This is a genomic window from Rhodoligotrophos sp. CJ14, from assembly GCF_038811545.1.
Taxonomy (GTDB): Bacteria; Pseudomonadota; Alphaproteobacteria; order Rhizobiales; family Im1; genus Rhodoligotrophos; species Rhodoligotrophos ferricapiens.
Genome location: NZ_CP133319.1, coordinates 2002058 through 2017705 on the forward strand (window position 1 = coordinate 2002058; position 15648 = coordinate 2017705).

17 protein-coding genes are annotated in these 15648 nt (G+C 62.1%); 11 read left to right on the forward strand and 6 right to left on the reverse strand.

Annotation, left to right across the window (positions count from 1 at the left end):
• The first annotated feature begins 16 nt into the window (after positions 1-16).
• From RCF49_RS09315 to RCF49_RS09345, 7 genes are read left to right on the forward strand one after another with little or no spacing between them, the layout of a single operon-like run.
• Complete coding sequence (locus RCF49_RS09315) at positions 17-1195, forward strand: acyl-CoA dehydrogenase family protein (RefSeq protein WP_342643746.1); 1179 nt, start codon at positions 17-19, stop codon at positions 1193-1195.
• 7 nt (positions 1196-1202) lie between these two features.
• A complete protein-coding gene (locus RCF49_RS09320; protein WP_342643747.1) occupies positions 1203-2411 on the forward strand; it encodes a CaiB/BaiF CoA transferase family protein in 1209 nt (402 codons plus the stop codon).
• On the forward strand, positions 2411-2623 hold the full coding sequence (locus RCF49_RS09325; RefSeq protein ID WP_342643748.1) for a hypothetical protein: 213 nt from the start codon (positions 2411-2413) through the stop codon (positions 2621-2623). The genes RCF49_RS09320 and RCF49_RS09325 overlap by 1 nt, the downstream gene beginning before the upstream one ends.
• A gap of 4 nt (positions 2624-2627) precedes the next feature.
• Positions 2628-3998, forward strand: a complete 1371-nt coding sequence (locus RCF49_RS09330) for an amidase (RefSeq protein ID WP_342643749.1) — start codon at positions 2628-2630, stop codon at positions 3996-3998.
• A gap of 30 nt (positions 3999-4028) precedes the next feature.
• Positions 4029-4613, forward strand: coding sequence for a TRAP transporter small permease (locus tag RCF49_RS09335; RefSeq protein WP_342643750.1), 585 nt, complete (start codon positions 4029-4031; stop codon positions 4611-4613).
• A 9-nt stretch (positions 4614-4622) separates the two neighbouring features.
• The gene (locus tag RCF49_RS09340; protein ID WP_342643751.1) at positions 4623-5891 is read left to right on the forward strand and encodes a TRAP transporter large permease; all 1269 of its coding nucleotides are present in this window, start codon (positions 4623-4625) and stop codon (positions 5889-5891) included.
• Between the two features lie 33 nt (positions 5892-5924).
• Entirely contained in the window at positions 5925-6737 is an 813-nt protein-coding gene (locus tag RCF49_RS09345; protein ID WP_342643752.1) for a GntR family transcriptional regulator, read from the forward strand.
• Positions 6738-6816: 79 nt separating this feature from the next.
• On the opposite strand, the gene RCF49_RS09350 is transcribed toward RCF49_RS09345, so the two are convergent.
• The 6 genes from RCF49_RS09350 to RCF49_RS09375 all read right to left on the reverse strand — a co-directional run bounded on the left by RCF49_RS09350 (position 6817) and on the right by RCF49_RS09375 (position 12425).
• Complete coding sequence (locus RCF49_RS09350; RefSeq protein WP_342643753.1) at positions 6817-7518, reverse strand: ABC transporter ATP-binding protein; 702 nt, start codon at positions 7516-7518, stop codon at positions 6817-6819.
• The gene (locus RCF49_RS09355; RefSeq protein ID WP_342643754.1) at positions 7515-8237 is read right to left on the reverse strand and encodes an ATP-binding cassette domain-containing protein; all 723 of its coding nucleotides are present in this window, start codon (positions 8235-8237) and stop codon (positions 7515-7517) included. Before RCF49_RS09355 ends, RCF49_RS09350 begins: the two co-directional genes overlap by 4 nt.
• Complete coding sequence (locus tag RCF49_RS09360) at positions 8230-9258, reverse strand: branched-chain amino acid ABC transporter permease (RefSeq protein WP_342643755.1); 1029 nt, start codon at positions 9256-9258, stop codon at positions 8230-8232. Before RCF49_RS09360 ends, RCF49_RS09355 begins: the two co-directional genes overlap by 8 nt.
• Positions 9255-10109: a branched-chain amino acid ABC transporter permease gene (locus tag RCF49_RS09365; protein WP_342643756.1), complete on the reverse strand. Its 855-nt coding sequence runs from the start codon at positions 10107-10109 to the stop codon at positions 9255-9257. Before RCF49_RS09365 ends, RCF49_RS09360 begins: the two co-directional genes overlap by 4 nt.
• A 136-nt stretch (positions 10110-10245) precedes the next feature.
• Entirely contained in the window at positions 10246-11496 is a 1251-nt protein-coding gene (locus tag RCF49_RS09370; RefSeq protein WP_342643757.1) for a substrate-binding protein, read from the reverse strand.
• 44 nt (positions 11497-11540) lie between these two features.
• Positions 11541-12425: a nitrilase family protein gene (locus RCF49_RS09375; RefSeq protein WP_342643758.1), complete on the reverse strand. Its 885-nt coding sequence runs from the start codon at positions 12423-12425 to the stop codon at positions 11541-11543.
• Between the two features lie 137 nt (positions 12426-12562).
• Here RCF49_RS09375 and RCF49_RS09380 point away from each other — a divergent pair, with 137 nt between their 5' ends.
• The 4 genes from RCF49_RS09380 to RCF49_RS09395 all read left to right on the forward strand — a co-directional run bounded on the left by RCF49_RS09380 (position 12563) and on the right by RCF49_RS09395 (position 15635).
• Positions 12563-13138, forward strand: coding sequence for a cupin domain-containing protein (locus tag RCF49_RS09380; protein ID WP_342643759.1), 576 nt, complete (start codon positions 12563-12565; stop codon positions 13136-13138).
• A 254-nt stretch (positions 13139-13392) separates the two neighbouring features.
• Complete coding sequence (locus RCF49_RS09385) at positions 13393-13860, forward strand: cupin domain-containing protein (protein ID WP_342643760.1); 468 nt, start codon at positions 13393-13395, stop codon at positions 13858-13860.
• Positions 13861-13872: 12 nt separating this feature from the next.
• Entirely contained in the window at positions 13873-14676 is an 804-nt protein-coding gene (locus RCF49_RS09390) for an isocitrate lyase/PEP mutase family protein (protein ID WP_342643761.1), read from the forward strand.
• On the forward strand, positions 14673-15635 hold the full coding sequence (locus RCF49_RS09395; protein WP_342643762.1) for an alpha/beta hydrolase family protein: 963 nt from the start codon (positions 14673-14675) through the stop codon (positions 15633-15635). The genes RCF49_RS09390 and RCF49_RS09395 overlap by 4 nt, the downstream gene beginning before the upstream one ends.
• Positions 15636-15648: the final 13 nt, after the last annotated feature.

Genomic DNA, 15648 nt, shown 5'->3' on the forward strand with positions numbered 1-15648 from the left:
ATCGAGGATCTATCCGATGAATGTCTCACGCCCAATGGGCGATCGAACCGAACGCGACGAGCAGGAGCAGCTGATCCTGGACAGCCTCGATCGCTTTCTAGACCGCCATGTCCGCCCCTATGCCATGCAGCTTGAGCATGACGACACCTATCCCGACGAAATCGTCGAGCAGATGAAGGAGCTGGGGCTGTTCGGGGCGATCATCCCCGCGGAATATGGCGGACTTGGCCTGCGTCCCTCCACTTACGCCAAGATCATCGAGCGCATCTCCACCGTCTGGATGTCCTTGAGTGGCATAATCAATTCACACCTGATCATGGCGCATATCGTGGCCCGCAAGGGCACCGAAGAGCAGCGGGCGAAATTTCTGCCGCGCTTTGCAACGGGCGAGCTGCGCGGCGGCCTCGCGTTGACGGAGCCCGATTGCGGCACCGACCTTCAGGCGATCCGGACCACGGCGATGCGCAACGGCGATGCCTATGTGGTCAATGGCACCAAGACCTGGATTTCCAACGGCATCAAGGGATCGTGCTTTGCGCTGCTGGTGAAGACTGATCCCGCCGCGGAGCCGCGCCACAAGGGCATGAGCATGTTCCTCGCCGAGAAGGGCGAGGGCTTCGCCGTCAGCCGCAAGCTCGAAAAGCTCGGCTATAAGGGCATCGATTCCGCCGAGCTGGTCTTCACCGATTACCGCATTCCGGCCGACCGCCTCATTGGCGGCGTCGAAGGCCAGGGCATGGCCTGCGCGATCACGGGGCTGGAGCTCGGCCGGGTGAATGTGGCAGCCCGCGGTGTCGGCATTGCACAGGCCGCGCTGGATGAGGCCGTACGCTATTCCCAGCAGCGGCGCACCTTCGGCAAGCCGATCTACCAGCATCAAGCCATTGCCATGAAGCTTGCGGACATGGCGACGCGCACCGAGGCTGCCCGTCTTCTCGTCCGCCAGGCGGCGGATGCGCTCGATCGCGGCGAACGCTGCGACTACGAGGCCGGCATGGCCAAGCTCTTCGCAACTGAAGCGGCCGTCGAGAATGCCCTGGAGGCCATGCGCATCCATGGCGGCTATGGCTATAGCAAGGAATTTCTCGTCGAGCGTCTCTATCGCGATGCGCCCCTGCTGGTGATCGGCGAGGGCACCAACGAGATCCAGCGCATCGTCATTGCCAAGCGGCTGATCGAGCAGAACCGGATCTGATCCCGACATGTCCGAGATGCCTCAGAACCTCCCCCTTGATGGCGTCACCGTCCTCGCCGTCGAGCAATATGGCGCCGGCCCTTTCGGCACCATGCTGCTCGGCGATCTCGGCGCGGAGGTCATCAAGATCGAAAATCCGCACAATGGCGGCGATGTCGGACGCCATGTCGGCCCCTATTACTTCTCCGAGCTCGACAGTCATTTCTACCAGTCCTTCAACCGCAATAAGCGCAGCCTGACCCTCGACCTCAAGCATCCCGAGGGAATGAAGCTCTTTCACGAGCTGGTTCGCAACGCCGATGCGGTATTGGACAACCTCCGCGGCGACCTGCCAGATAAGCTCGGGCTCACCTACCGCGCGCTCGGCGAAATCAACCCGAAGGTCGTTTGCTGCCACCTCTCCGCCTATGGCCGCGAGGGCGAGCGCCGCGCCTGGCCCGGCTATGATTATCTTATGCAGGCCGAGGCCGGCTATCTCAGTGTGACCGGCGAGCCGGACGGACCGCCCACCCGCATGGGCCTCTCGATCGTAGACATGATGACCGGGCTGATGGCTGGATTTGCTCTGGTCTCAGGCATTGTTGGTGCGCGCAGCACCGGCCGGGGCATGGATCTCGACGTCAGTCTGTTCGATACCGCGCTCCACAATCTCACCTATCTCGCGACCTGGTATCTCAATGCCGGACACGTGCAGGCGCGCGAGCCCCGCTCGTCCCATCCCTCGCTCACACCCTCCCAGCTCTATCGCACCAAGGACGGCTGGCTCTTTGTCATGTGCAACAAGGAGAAATTCTGGCCGATCTTCGCCGAAAGGATCGGCCGGCCCGATCTCGCCACGGACGAGCGCTTCGCCACTTTCGCAGCACGTCTGAAATCGAGGGCCGAGCTGACCGAGCTGCTTGATGCGACCCTTGCGACAAAGACGAGCGCCGAATGGACCGCGATTCTCGGCGGCCATGTGCCGATCGCGCCAGTCCTCGACATCGGCGAGGCCCTGGAGAACCCATTCGTGACAGAGCATGGCCGGCTTGCTGAATTTAAGCGTCCCGAGGGTGGCGAGCCCGTCCGCATGCTTGCCGGACCGATCCGGGTCAATGGCAACCCCGCACCGGCAAAGGCGGCCCCCGCCATGGGCTTCGATACGGACGCATTACTATCGAGGCTCGGCTACGACCAGGACACGATCTCGGCCATGCGCCGCAAGGGTTTCATCTGATGCAGGCCTCTGATCCCTTCCTCGCGCGCCAATGGCTCGCACTCACCCAGGGCATCGAGGCCGATCACGAGATGGCTGACCGCACGCTGTTGCTCATGCAGGCGAGCCACGTGGCACTTGAGCGTGCCATCGAACAGGTTCGGATGCTGCGCGCGGGGGAGCCCTTGTTCGACGTTCGCATCGCGAAATTCGATGCTCTCCTGCGGAGATGAACTCATGAGCGCGGCGCTTCACCTTACCTTATGCGAAGCGGCAGAGGCGATCGCGCAAGGCAGGATCACCTCCGAAGCCCTCGTCACGCAAGCAATCGAGAGGGTCGAGGCGCTCAATCCGAAGCTCAACGCCTTTGTGGATCTGGAATCGGACGAAGCCCTCGAACAAGCCCGCAAGCTCGACAGGGAGCAAGTAGCCGGCCGCTCGCGCGGCCCCTTGCACGGTGTGCCCCTGGCCCATAAGGACATGTACTATAGGGCCGGAAAGGTGTCGGGCTGTGGGTCCAGCATCCGGCGCGATTTCGTTGCATCCACCACCTCTCCCCTGTTGGAGCGGCTGGAGGCCGCCGGCGCCGTCAACCTCGGCCGTCTGCATATGGCGGAATTCGCCATGGGTCCCACCGGCCACAACGCCCATCTCGGCCGATGCTGCAATCCGTGGGATCTCGACCGGATCAGCGGCGGCTCCTCCTCGGGCTCCGGTGCAGCCGTTGCTGCCCGGCTCGTATTCGGCGCCCTTGGTTCTGACACCGGTGGCTCGATCCGCTTGCCCGCGGCGATGTGCGGCATCGTCGGTCTGAAACCCACCCAAGGCCTTCTCGCGACCGACGGCATGATGGGCCTGTCCGAAAGCCTCGATTGCCCGGGGCCGCTGGCCCGCTCCAGCCGCGACATTGCCCGTCTGATGGATATCATGTCGGGTGGATCCCATGAAGCTGCCTTGGCGAGCCCGGTTACGGGTATGGTGCTCGGTATTCCCCGGACCTTTTATTGGGAGGACTTGGCCCCCTCTGTCGCAAACCGCCTCGAAAGGGCGCGGCGCGTCATGGAGGACGCGGGCCTCGAAATCATCGACGTCGACATTCCCGACCACTCGGCGCTGGCCGATCTCGCCGACCTCGTCTGGACGCCGGAGGCGGCGGCCTTGCACCTCCCCTGGCTGCGCGAGCGGCCCCACGATTACGGCGCCCAGGTTCGCGCCCGCCTCATTCAGGGACTTGCCATCTCGGCCACCGCATATCTGCGTGCCCGCCAGCTACGCACGCTCGCGCTCGAAGCGATGCTCTCCGGCCCGCTTGCCCGATGCGATGCGCTCTTCGTGCCTGCGATCCGGCGCAGCGTGCCAAGCGCGGCCGAGACCGACACCGGCTCCAATCCCAATATGCGCGAGGTTCTCGCCAGCATCACCGCGCTGACACGGCCGCTCTCTTATCTCGGCCTGCCGGGACTGGTGACACCGGCCGGCTTCGACGAGCAAGGCCTGCCCGTGGCGATGCAACTGATTGGCCGGCCGCGGGAAGAGGCAGCTCTTCTGCGCATCGCGCACGCTTTCGAGGAACGAACAGGGTTCCTGCACGAAGCCCCCTCAGTTTGACCGCAAAACGCCAACTGTGGGGAGACGCCCATGTCTGAGCCGCAATTTGCTTCACCCGATGCGCATGCAGCCGGTGCAGAGCGCTCCGAACCAGCGGCGCGACCCGACAGCAGCATCGCGCGGCTACTTATGTTCATCGAGGAACACATTCTCCTCAATATCGCGACCGTGCTGATGGCCGCGAGCATGGTGATCATGTTCTACGAGGCCTGCAGCCGTACGCTTCTTTCAGAGAGTCATTGGTGGGCGGAGGAAGCCGTGCGCTTTCTCGTGGTCTGGAGCATTATGCTCGCATTCGGAATTGCCACCCGGAAGGGCAATTACATCCGCATGGACCTGTTCGTCTCGGCCATGCCCCACGCGTTTCAGCGGGCGGCCGCCTGGCTCAACTGCCTCGCCGGCCTCTTATTCGCCATTCTGGTCGTGATTGCCGGCACAATCGGCGTCATGCACCTGCACCGGGTCGGCATGTACACGGAATCCAACCTCGACCTGCCTCTGTGGATCGTGCGTCTTGCACTGCCGATCGGCGCCGCGTTCTATGCCCTCTACTTCGTGACAGTCGCTGTTGCTCTGCTGCGCGGAGAAGATGAGGCACAATCCAATGCGCATTGAGGCGAGTTCATGACCACGATCATTGCTGTCGGAAGCCTCTTGGCGCTGATTTCCCTGGGTGTCCATATTGCGGTCGGCCTGGGACTGGTGGCCATCGGCCTCATCCTTTTCGAAGCCAATATTCCGCTCAATCTGGCCGCTCAGGCGGCCTGGGACGGCATCGACAAATATTCCCTCGTCGCGATCCCCTTCTTCATCTTCGCTGGCAATATGATGTCGCGCGGAGACCTTGCGCTCGTCATCCTGGATCTGGTCGGCTGTCTCGTCCGCTGGTTCAGGGGCGGCATCGCGCTTGCAGTTGCTGCATCGAGCGTATTCTTCGCCGCGGTGAACGGCTCGAGCGTCGCCTGCGCCGTGGCCCTTGGCCCCGCAGCCACCCGTCTCATGCCCAAAGAAGGCTATCCCCAGCAATTCGCCGCAGCGCTCGTGGCCGTGTGCGGCACGCTGGGCCTGATGATCCCGCCCTCGCTAACCTTCATCCTCATCGGCTCCATCATGGGCCTGCCGGTCTCCGACCTGTTCATCGCCGGCATCATTCCGGGGCTGTTGGAGGCATCATTGCTGGGATTGACCACGATCATCCTGTCGCGCTGGAAAGGCTATGGCGGCGACACGCGCCCGATCGACATTCCCGGCTTCGTCTCGCGGCTGCCGCGGGCAGCTGGCGCAATCGCCATGCCGATCCTGATCGTCGGCTCGATCTATGCAGGCTTCTTCACACCCACGGAAGTCTCGGCCCTTGCCGCGATTTATGCAGTCATTCTCGTGCTCTTCGTTTATCGCACGGCGAACATCAAGGCGGTCTGGGAGACGGCCCAGGACTCCGTGATGCAGACGGTCCTCATCTACGGCATCCTGCTCGCCTCGGGCCTTCTGACGGTGGTCCTGACCCGGCTCGGACTGGCCGCTGAGCTCACCCGCTTCATGCTGGAATACCAGGTCTCAGCCTTCGAGTTCCTGCTCGTGGTCAACCTCGCGCTGATCGTCATCGGCATGTTCATCGACGGCGTATCGATGATCGTGCTGCTCGCCCCCCTCCTCTTTCCCATGGCGCACACGGCAGGCATCAATCCCATCCACTTCGCCGTCATCATGACCGCGCTCGTCGAGGTGGCAACGCTCACCCCACCGGTCGGCCTCAACCTCTTCGTGATGAGCCGCATCACCAACCTGCCAATACACAAGGTCATTGCCGGCGTATTTCCGTTCTATGCTATGCGGGTGGTGGCGTTGATCCTGATCAATGCCTTTCCATACCTTTCCCTGGCGCTGCTCTGATCAGCGTCGGGAAGCCGCCTCTAGGAACCTGCAGTGCGTAAGAGTGCCACGGCCCTCGCCATGACTGAGAGCACGATCTTGAAGGACGCCGACACGAATGTGCCGCTCTACCTCAAGGTCGCGCGCGCCCTTCAGCAGCAGATCGCGATTGGCGAATATCCCATCGGCAGCCTTTTGCCGACCGAGGTGGAGCTTGGGACGCGCTATGGCGTGAGCCGGCAGACGGTGCGCCAGGCGATCCAGTTCTTAAGGCAGCAGAAGCTGCTCTCAGCGAAGAAGGGCGTTGGCACCCGCGTGGAAGCCCGCCAGCCGCAACGCGGCTATTATTTCGCTCTGCATTCCCTCACACAGATTTTCCAATTCGCAGCAGAAGCGGCCCTCCATGTCGATCGGGAGGAGGAAATCGAGGTCCGCGGCGCGCTTGCCGCAGAGCTTGCCTCCCGACCGGGGCGCAAATGGCTTCACCTGGTCGGAACGCGCCAGACCATCGGCAATGATCTGCCGATCAGTTGGACCGAAGTCTATATCGACGGACGCTATGCCCGACTGTTTCGCGGCAGCAAGATCCACCATTCCGCGATCTTTTCCGCGATCGAGAACTCTTCCGGCGAGCCGGTGACCGAAGTCCAGCAGGAAATCAACGCAACGGTGCTGAGCAAGGAACTTGCCGCAAGCCTGAAGGCCGAGCCGGGCTCGCCCGCTCTGGTCATCACCCGTCGCTATTTCGGCGCGGGCCACCGTCTGTTCGAGATGTCGGTGAACATTCACCCCGCGGACCGCTTCTCCTATGCGATCTCGCTGAAGCGCGAGCTCACCTGGGAGAATGAACCTGGATCCAAGCGGTAATCAGAGCATTTTCGAGCGAAGCGGATACCGGTTCGCGTGACGTCGTGGCTGGGAGAAACGGAACCCCAAGCCTGAAGCCTCAGATCGCCAGATATTCCTTCATCAGATTGCTCTGGGCGATCTCATCCTTGCTGCCGCCGGCGACGATCCGGCCCTTCTCCAGGATGATGCAGCGATCGGCCATGCTGAACACCATCGGCACATTCTGCTCTACGATGATGATGGTCATGCCCTCCGCCCGGTTGATCTTGGCGAGCGTCTCCGCGATCTGCCGCACGAGTGTGGGCATGATGCCATCCGAAGGCTCATCCAGCAGCATCACCGTCGGGTCGGTCATGAGCCCGCGGCCGATGGCGAGCATCTGCTGCTCGCCGCCGCTCATCGTGCCGGCAAGCTGGTTCATGCGCTCGGCGAGCCTCGGGAAATAGCTCAGCACTTCGTCGCGGCGGTTGCGCTTGGCCCGCCCGCCGGCGATCCGTCCCATTTCCAGGTTCTCGCGCACCGTGAGCTTCGGAAACATGCCCCGGCCCTGTACCACCGTTGTGATGCCCCGTCGCGCCCGCTGGTAATCGGGCAGCTTCGAAATCTCCTCGCCCTCGAGAAAGATTGAGCCCTGTGACGGGGCAATGGTGCCCGCAAGCGCCCGGATCAGCGTGGTCTTGCCCATGCCGTTGCGGCCGAGCACGCCCAGCACCTCACCCTTCTCGACCGTGAACGAGATATCCCGCAGCACGCCGATGCTGCCATAGCCTGCGCTCAGCTGCTCAACCCTGAGACTCACACATCCGCTCCCAGATAGACGTCGCGCACTTTGGGGTCCTCGGCAATCTCCTCGAAGCTGCCCTCCTTCAGCACGCGCCCGAGATGCAAGACCGTCACCGGCGACTTCAGATCTCTGATGAATCCGATATCGTGTTCGATGATGATCACCGAGAGCTGCCGGTCATGCGCCAGCTGCCGCACGAGCTCGCCGGTTGCCGCGGTCTCCTCCGCCGTCATGCCCGCCGTGGGCTCGTCCAGCAACAGAAGTTCCGATTCATTCCCGAGCAGAAGGCCGATCTCGAGCCACTGCCGCTGGCCATGGGAGAGATGCTTGACCAGCGTATCCCTGTGGTCCGTAAGGCGCACAGCCTGCAGAACGGAATCGGTGCGCGCTTTGATACCTTGGGGTGAGCGGTGAAGCCGCAGGATCGACAGCTCGATATTCTCTGCCGTGGTGAGATTGTTGAACACCGTCGGTGTCTGAAACTTCCGACCGATGCCGATCCGCGCCCGCTGCACGACTGACCGTCGGGTGATGTCGGCGCCCTTATAGACGATCCGCCCCGCCGATGGCGCGAGATGGCCGGAAATCATACTCAGGAACGTGGTTTTCCCAGCCCCATTCGGGCCAATCACGCAACGGATCGCCCCCGACTCGATGGCGAAGTCGATATTGTCATTGGCGACCAGGCCGCGAAAATGCTTGGACAGGCCTTCGGTGCGCAACAGCTCAGCCATGATTGCGCCCCTTCTGCACACGGTCGGCAAAGCTCGTGACCAGCCCCGCAAGGCCTTCCTTGAAGAAGAGGATGACCAGGATGAAGATGATGCCCAGCACAAGCTGCCAATATTCCGGCGTGACACTGCTCAGGTAATTGGACAGCGCCGAGACCGCAACACCACCAAGCAGCGCACCCAGAAGCGAGGTCCGCCCGCCGATTGCCACCCACACCACGACTTCGGTTGAGAACAGCACGCCCGCGAGCGAGGGCGACACGAAATTGGCGTGCGTCGCATAGAGGGCACCCGCAAGCCCCGCGAGCGCCCCCGACAGGCTGAAGGCCAGCGTCTTATAGAGCGAGACATTGTAGCCGAGCGCGACCATCCGGTCTTCATTCTCGCGAATACCGACGATGATCTTGCCGAACCGCGAGACCGAGAGCTTGCGCAGGCCAAAGAAGATCAAGGCCACGATCGGCAGGATGAAATAGTACGCGGCCGCATCCTCATAGAGCGAGATCTCGCCCAACGGGCCGAAGCTCAGCGACATCCGGTCGACGAACATCCCGTTCCAGCCACCGGTGAGCTGCGACTGGCTCACCGCCGCCTGCTCGACGATGATCGACAGGGCGAGCGTCACCAGCACGAAATAGGTGGCGCGCACACCGGCGCTGAACAGGAAATACCCGGCGAGCCCCGCAAGCACCGCCCCAGCGAGCGCTGCGCAAATCAGCCCGAGATAGGCGCCCGACGGACCGAACCCGGCCTGCATGGCAAGGCCCATGCTATAGCCGCCAATCGCAAAGAACGCCGCCTGCCCGAAGCTGACGATACCGCCGAGCCCCCAGAGCAGCCCCAGCGACATGGCAAGCACGCCGAACAGCAGATATTGCGGCAGGATGTAAACGCCATAGCCGCCGATCACGACGGGAAACAGCGCCAACAGCACGAACAGCAGGGCTGCGAGCTTGATATCGCCGCTCACCGCACGCCATCCCGTCTGCGGTTTGGCGTGCTGCTCGACCACGGTATCGCTCATCGTTCGCTCATCAGGCCTTGCGGCCGGAATCTGAGGATGACGATGGCCAGGAGGAACACTGCCATCTGCGCCACCACCTGCGATGAGAACAGGGCGATGATCGTCTCGGATCCGCCGATGAAGAAGCTGCCCAGCAATGTGCCGCTCAGCAACTGGCCAATGCCTCCGACGATCACCACGAAAAACGACCGCACCAGGAAGATATTGCCGATATAGGGGTCGATGCTCAGCATCGGCGCGATGAGCCCGCCCGCAAGCCCGGCCATGAACGCGCCGAACCCGAACACCAGTTTATAGGTGACCGCGATATTGAGCCCGAGCAGGCCCGCCACCTCTTGGTTCTGGATGAGGGCGCGGATCTTGATCCCGAGACTGGTCTTGAAGAACACCAGCGCGGCCCCCGCGAGCAGCGCGACGGTCACCACAGCGATGAAGGCGCGATAGGCCGGCACTTGATAGAAGCCGAGATCGAGCGAGCCGGGAAACGGGCTCGGCACGTTGCGGAAGCTGCTGCCGAACACGATCTTCACCAGCTCCGTCGAGATCAGGAAGAAACCCCAAGTGAGAAGCAGCGTGTCGAACGGTCGGTCATAGAAATGCCGGATCACCAGATGTTCGAACAGCAAGCCGATGAGGCCAACCCCCACCCCGGCGAGGATGACCGCAAGAAAGAAGGGAACATGCGCATTGACCGCCGCCCAGGTGAAATAGGCGCCCAGCGTGAGCATGGCCCCATGCCCGAGATTGATCACGCCCACCAGCCCATAGATGATCGCAAGGCCGAAGGCGGCCAGTGCGAACACCATGGTGATGAGCGTGGCGTCGATTGCCACGCTGATAGCTGTCTGCATGGACCGTTCCCAACTCCTGACTGTACTCAAACCCGAGAAGCATAGGGACCCCGGCATTCAGCATCCCTTCCTCCATAGGCAGTCGGCCGGGCACCCCCGTGCTCGGCCGATCTCAGCGTCGAATGGTGCCCGCTCGTCAGAGCGGCAGGTCGCAGCGCGCGTTGACTGGCTCGACCGACTGGAGCGACTGCACCTCTTCGAACATGTCGTTCACGCTCGTCCAGCCCGCGCGCACCTTCATGAGATATGACGGGAGCACGGCCTGATTGTCGATCTCGCGCATCTTGACCGTGCCTTGCGGCGCCTTGTCGAAGCCGATGCCCTTGAGGTTCTCACGCAGCGCATCCGTGCTGACCTCGCCTGCCTTGGCAAGGGCGAGCGCCGCCATATGCGCCGCGTTATACATGCCGACACCCACCGTATTCATGAGCGCGTCCTGGCCGAACTTCGCCTTGAACCGGTCGAGGAAGGGCTTGTTGTTGGGATTGTTGATCGACATGAAATAGTCGAAGCTCACATAGGTGCCCTCCGACACATCGGGCCCCAAGCCGGAGGTGACGACTTCCTCGTCGTCGACCGTCCACAATGTGAAATCCTTCTTCATGCCAGCCGCCGCGAATTGCTGGCGGAAATTCACAGTGTCGCTGCCGGTCAGCGAATGGAAGATAATGTCGGCGCCTGAATTCCGGATGTCGCGCAGCACGGACTCATATTGCGGCGTGTTGAAGGGGATATAGACCTCTCCGACCACCTCGCCGCCGAGTTCCTTGAGCTTCTCCTTCGTGACCGCATTGGTCACCCGCGGCCAAGCGTAATCCGACCCGATCATGAAGAACTTCTTGCCGAAATTCTTGATCATATACTCCATATGCGGCCAGACCTGCTGGGTCGGCTCGGGTCCGAACATGAAGATGTTGGGATTGCACACCCCAGGGAAGTATTCCTTTTCCTGCCCCTCATAGAAGGTTGGATAAAGCAGAATCTTGTTCGCCGCCTTGACCACGGGCCCCGCCGCGTTGCGTTCGGCACTCGAGAAGGTGCCGGCCAGGAAATCCACCCGTTCCTGCCGGATCAGCCGGTTCGCCTGCTCGACCACGATGCGCGGCTCGGTCTTCGAATCCGCGAGCACCACTTCGATCTGCCGGCCCAGCACGCCCCCGGCCTGGTTGATCTCATCCACTGCGAGCTGGAACCCTGCGCTATGCGCCTTGCCATAGACGGTCCAAGCACCGGTCAGGGGCGAAATCACGCCGATCCGGATCGGATCGGCCGCCCGCAGCGGCCGTGTGAAAATCGCCGGTGCGGCAATCGTTGTTGCCGCGAGCGCGGTTGTCTTTAGAACGTCGCGGCGGGTGAGCCCGCGCGCATTTCGGGTATTCTTGTCCATGATCTCATCTCCCCATTATTGTTCAATTGATGGACTGATCACCCTCAGTACCAGCCGGCCTCATGCCCGCTGCCGAGCATCTCGTCATAGACATCGATCCGACGATCCCGGAGCGGCTGATTGAATGCCGTCCAGTTCCGGTTCCGGCGCGCATCCGCCAGGTTGATCTCGGCATAGATGATCTCTTCGCGATCCTTGCTGGCCGGTCCGCCGATCGGCCAGCCCGTATAGCTGACGATTAGGCTCTGACCCTCGAAGGGCTGGCCACGCTCCGTGCCGATACGATCGGCTGCCGCAATGAACACGCTATTGCTATGCGCAGCCGCCATGACCAGCGTATTGGCCATCGCCCGCTCGCCCTCGCGCTGACCGGGAATCGGCACCCAGTTGGTCGGCACACAGACGATATCGGCGCCCTGCAAGGCCGCGAGCCGGAAGCTCTCCGGAAACCAGCTGTCATAGCAGATGTTGCAGGCGATCCGGCCGACCGGCGTGCGGAACACCGGCATGCCGAGATTGCCCGGCTCGAAAAACAGGTTTTCCTCGTTCCACAGATGCAGCTTGCGGAAAGTCCCGATATGCCCATTGGGCCCGATCACCACCGCGCTGTTGTAGAGCAGGTCGCCCTCGCGCTCATTGATGCCCGCAACGATATGTAGACCGCGGCGGCTGGCCAGCTCCACCCAGGCCTTGCTCGTCTCCCCGTTCGGAACCTCCTCTGATTCGGCGAAGGCCTCCTCCCGGGTTTCGAACACATAGCCGGAATTGCACAGCTCCGGCAGAACCAGAAGCTTCGCGCCCTTGGAGGCGGCTTCCTCGATCAGCTCGATGGTGCGCCGGACATTCGCCGATTTGCTGCCAACCCTCGGCTCCATCTGGATGCAAGCGACCTTGACTACGGCTTCGCTGCGCCCTGTTCCTTCCGTCATGACGAGACTCCCCTGTCGCCGTTTTTTGCGATGCTTTCACCAGCTTGACTCTTAGTCAAGCGGCTTGAAAAGTTGTCTCACTGAACGGCATGTGCTGTCAAAACGACCGTGTCGGACCGGCTGGGAAGGGAGCGGCAATGCTGAAACTCGGCGAGATGACGGATCTCGGCCCCAAGCTAAAGCAGGCGCGTAAGACCAAGCGCATGCGCCTGAAGGATGTCGCCGACGCGGTCGGCTGTTCGGAAAGCCTGCTCTCCAAGATCGAGCGGGCCAGGATCACCCCGTCCTTGCGCATGCTGCATCGCATCGCGACCGTCTTGGACACGAGTATCGGCTATCTCTTTGCCACACCGCAGCACACAGAAATCGGCGTCTATCGGAATGGCGAGCGCCCCACGGTTCTCATTGAGGGCGATCAACCCGGCATGGCGATCCGCCTAGAGCGGCTCGTCGGCTATAGTGATGACCAGGTCATCGACGGCAATATCCATGTGATCGACCCCGGCGCGTCCAATGGCGGCGAGATCAAGCACAATGGGCAAGAAGTCGGCTACGTCTTGGAGGGCGAGCTCGAGCTGACTGTCGCCGGCATCCTCTACCAGCTTCGCCCCGGCGATTCTTTCTTCCTCAAATCCGACCTGCCCCATAGCTACAGGAATCCCGGCAGGACGGTGACCCGGGTTGTCTGGATCAATACGCCCCCGACATTCTGACATCCCATAGCTGCTGCATTCCAAGCCCGCTCACCTTCAGAAATCTCAAACGATACAATTCGGCGCGATGGAAGGCGCCTGTGCGCTTCAGCGGCGACCGATCAGGCTGCCGCTGGCCATGAACGCCTGCGACTCCGCACTCAGGACAATTTCCTTATTGTATCTATTATATTCTTGAATGTAGATACAATCCATCTCGACACCTGGATCGGTTCTGGCATAACCTGATCTGAAGGGATGATCGAGAGGCCCAAATGGAACCACCTGTCGCAATCGATGCATCAGCGGCACCGCCCCGCACCAAGCTGTCGAACTACCCCGAACCCTTCGCCTCGCGCATGAAGGGGCGGCTCAAACGGCCCTTGGGCGATCTGTTCGGCCTGAGCAATTTCGGCGTGAACTTGACGGAGCTGGCACCGGGAGCGGTTTCGGCCCTCCAGCACCGGCACAGCCGCCAGGATGAGTTCATCTATATTCTTTCAGGACACCCCGTTCTGGTCACGGGCGATCAGGAAACCGAGCTTCATCCCGGCATGTGCGCAGGGTTCAAAGCGGGCGGGATAAGTCACCATTTGGAGAACCGAACCGAGGCTTCGGTCGTCTATCTGGAAATTGGCGACCGCACCGAAGGTGACGAGGCCACCTATCCCCATGACGACATCATGGCCGTCTGCGAGGCTGGGGCGTGGCGGTTCCACCGTAAGAACGGCGAGCCCTACTGAGCGGAGACGAACATGCCGACCCAAGCGGAAAAGGTGAAACGCTTTCGCGCGCTCCATGAGGAAAGACGCGCCTTCGTGATGGCCAATGCCTGGACCATTGGCAGCGCCAGGCATCTGACGAAGCTCGGTTTCGAGGCCCTGGGCACCACCAGCGCGGGTCTCGCGATGGACCTCGGCGTCAATGATGGCGAGGTCGGGCGCGATCATAGCCTCGCGGTCGCACGCGCAATCGTGGAGGCGACCGATCTGCCCGTATCGGCCGATCTTGAGAATGGCTTCGGCGATTCTCCTGCCACCTGCGCGGAAACCATAAGGCTGGCGATCGATGCAGGCCTTGCCGGTGCCTCCATCGAGGATTTCAGCGGCCGCCCCGATGATCCGATCTACCCGCTGGACTTTGCCGTGGAGCGGGTGCGTGCGGCAGTAGCAGCCATCCGGTCCAGCGGCCGCGACTTTGTGCTTACTGCACGCGCGGAGAACTTCCTGCACGGCCGTGCCGATCTGGCCGATACCATCACCCGGCTGAAAGCCTATGAGGCGGCGGGCGCCGATGTGCTGTTCGCCCCCGGTCTTCCCAGCTATCGGGCCATTTGCGATGTCTGCTCGGCGCTCGACAAGCCGCTGAACGTGCTGATGGGCTTCGGCGCGCCGGCACTGTCGATCGATGATCTGGCCAGGCTCGGCATCGGCAGGATCAGCCTCGGCAGCGCTTTGGCGAGGACCGCCGAGAATGCTTATGTGAATGCCGCGAGCTGGATCAGGGAGCGCAGGACCTTCGCCTATAGGCAGGCTGTCGATGCGGCGCTCCGCCAATGATTGAGCCACGCCCGGTCCAGTTGCACTGCCGCGACGGCATCTCGCTGGGTGCGGACATCTGGCGCCCGTATCGATCCGAGCCTCTGGGCCATGTCGTTATCAATCCGGCAACCGGCGTGCTCGCTCGGTATTACCACCGCTACGCTCAGTTCCTGGCAGAACATGGATTTTGGGTTCTGACCTATGACTATCGCGGAATTGGTGCATCTCGCCCCCAGCGCCTCCGCGGCTGCGGTTATCGCTGGAGCGATTGGGGGGAGCTTGATTTCGAGGCGGCCCTCACTTTCGCGCGCAACGGTCATCCGGACAGCCCCCTGCTCGTCGTAGGCCACAGCATTGGCGGTTTTCTGCCGGGCCTTGCTCCCTCCGCACGCGTCATCGACCGCATCCTGTCGGTCGGCGCCCAATTCGCCTATTGGCAGGACTATGCCAAGAAGGCGCGCGCCCGGATGTTTCTCAAATGGCACCTGTTCATGCCCCTGGTCACGGCAGCGCTCGGCTATTTTCCGGGCAAGCGCCTCGGCTGGCTGGAGGATCTGCCCGCTGGCGTTGCCAATGAATGGAGCTTTCGCCGCTCACGCATGGAATTGAGCCATCCACCCGCCCATCGGCATGAGATCCTTGAGCGCTTCGCGGCAGTAAAGGGGGAAATCCTCGCGATCGCCGTATCCGATGACGAATATGGCACCCCTCGGGCCATACGGCGGGGCCTGTCCTATTACAGCAATGCACGCAAGATTGAGGTGCTGCTGAGGCCCGCAGATTATGCGCTGGAGCGCATCGGGCATTTCGACTTGTTTCATTCCCGGCACAAGGCAGGCTTCTGGCTCGACACCGTGCTCTGGCTTCGTGATGCGGTGAACCCCTGGCCCGGCCATCCCTTCACGCCAGAGCCCGAGCACATGCATCTGCCCGGAAAATGCAGGGCGCAACTGAGCCCTGCGGGGCGCCCCTCCTAGCAGGCCTCCCTCA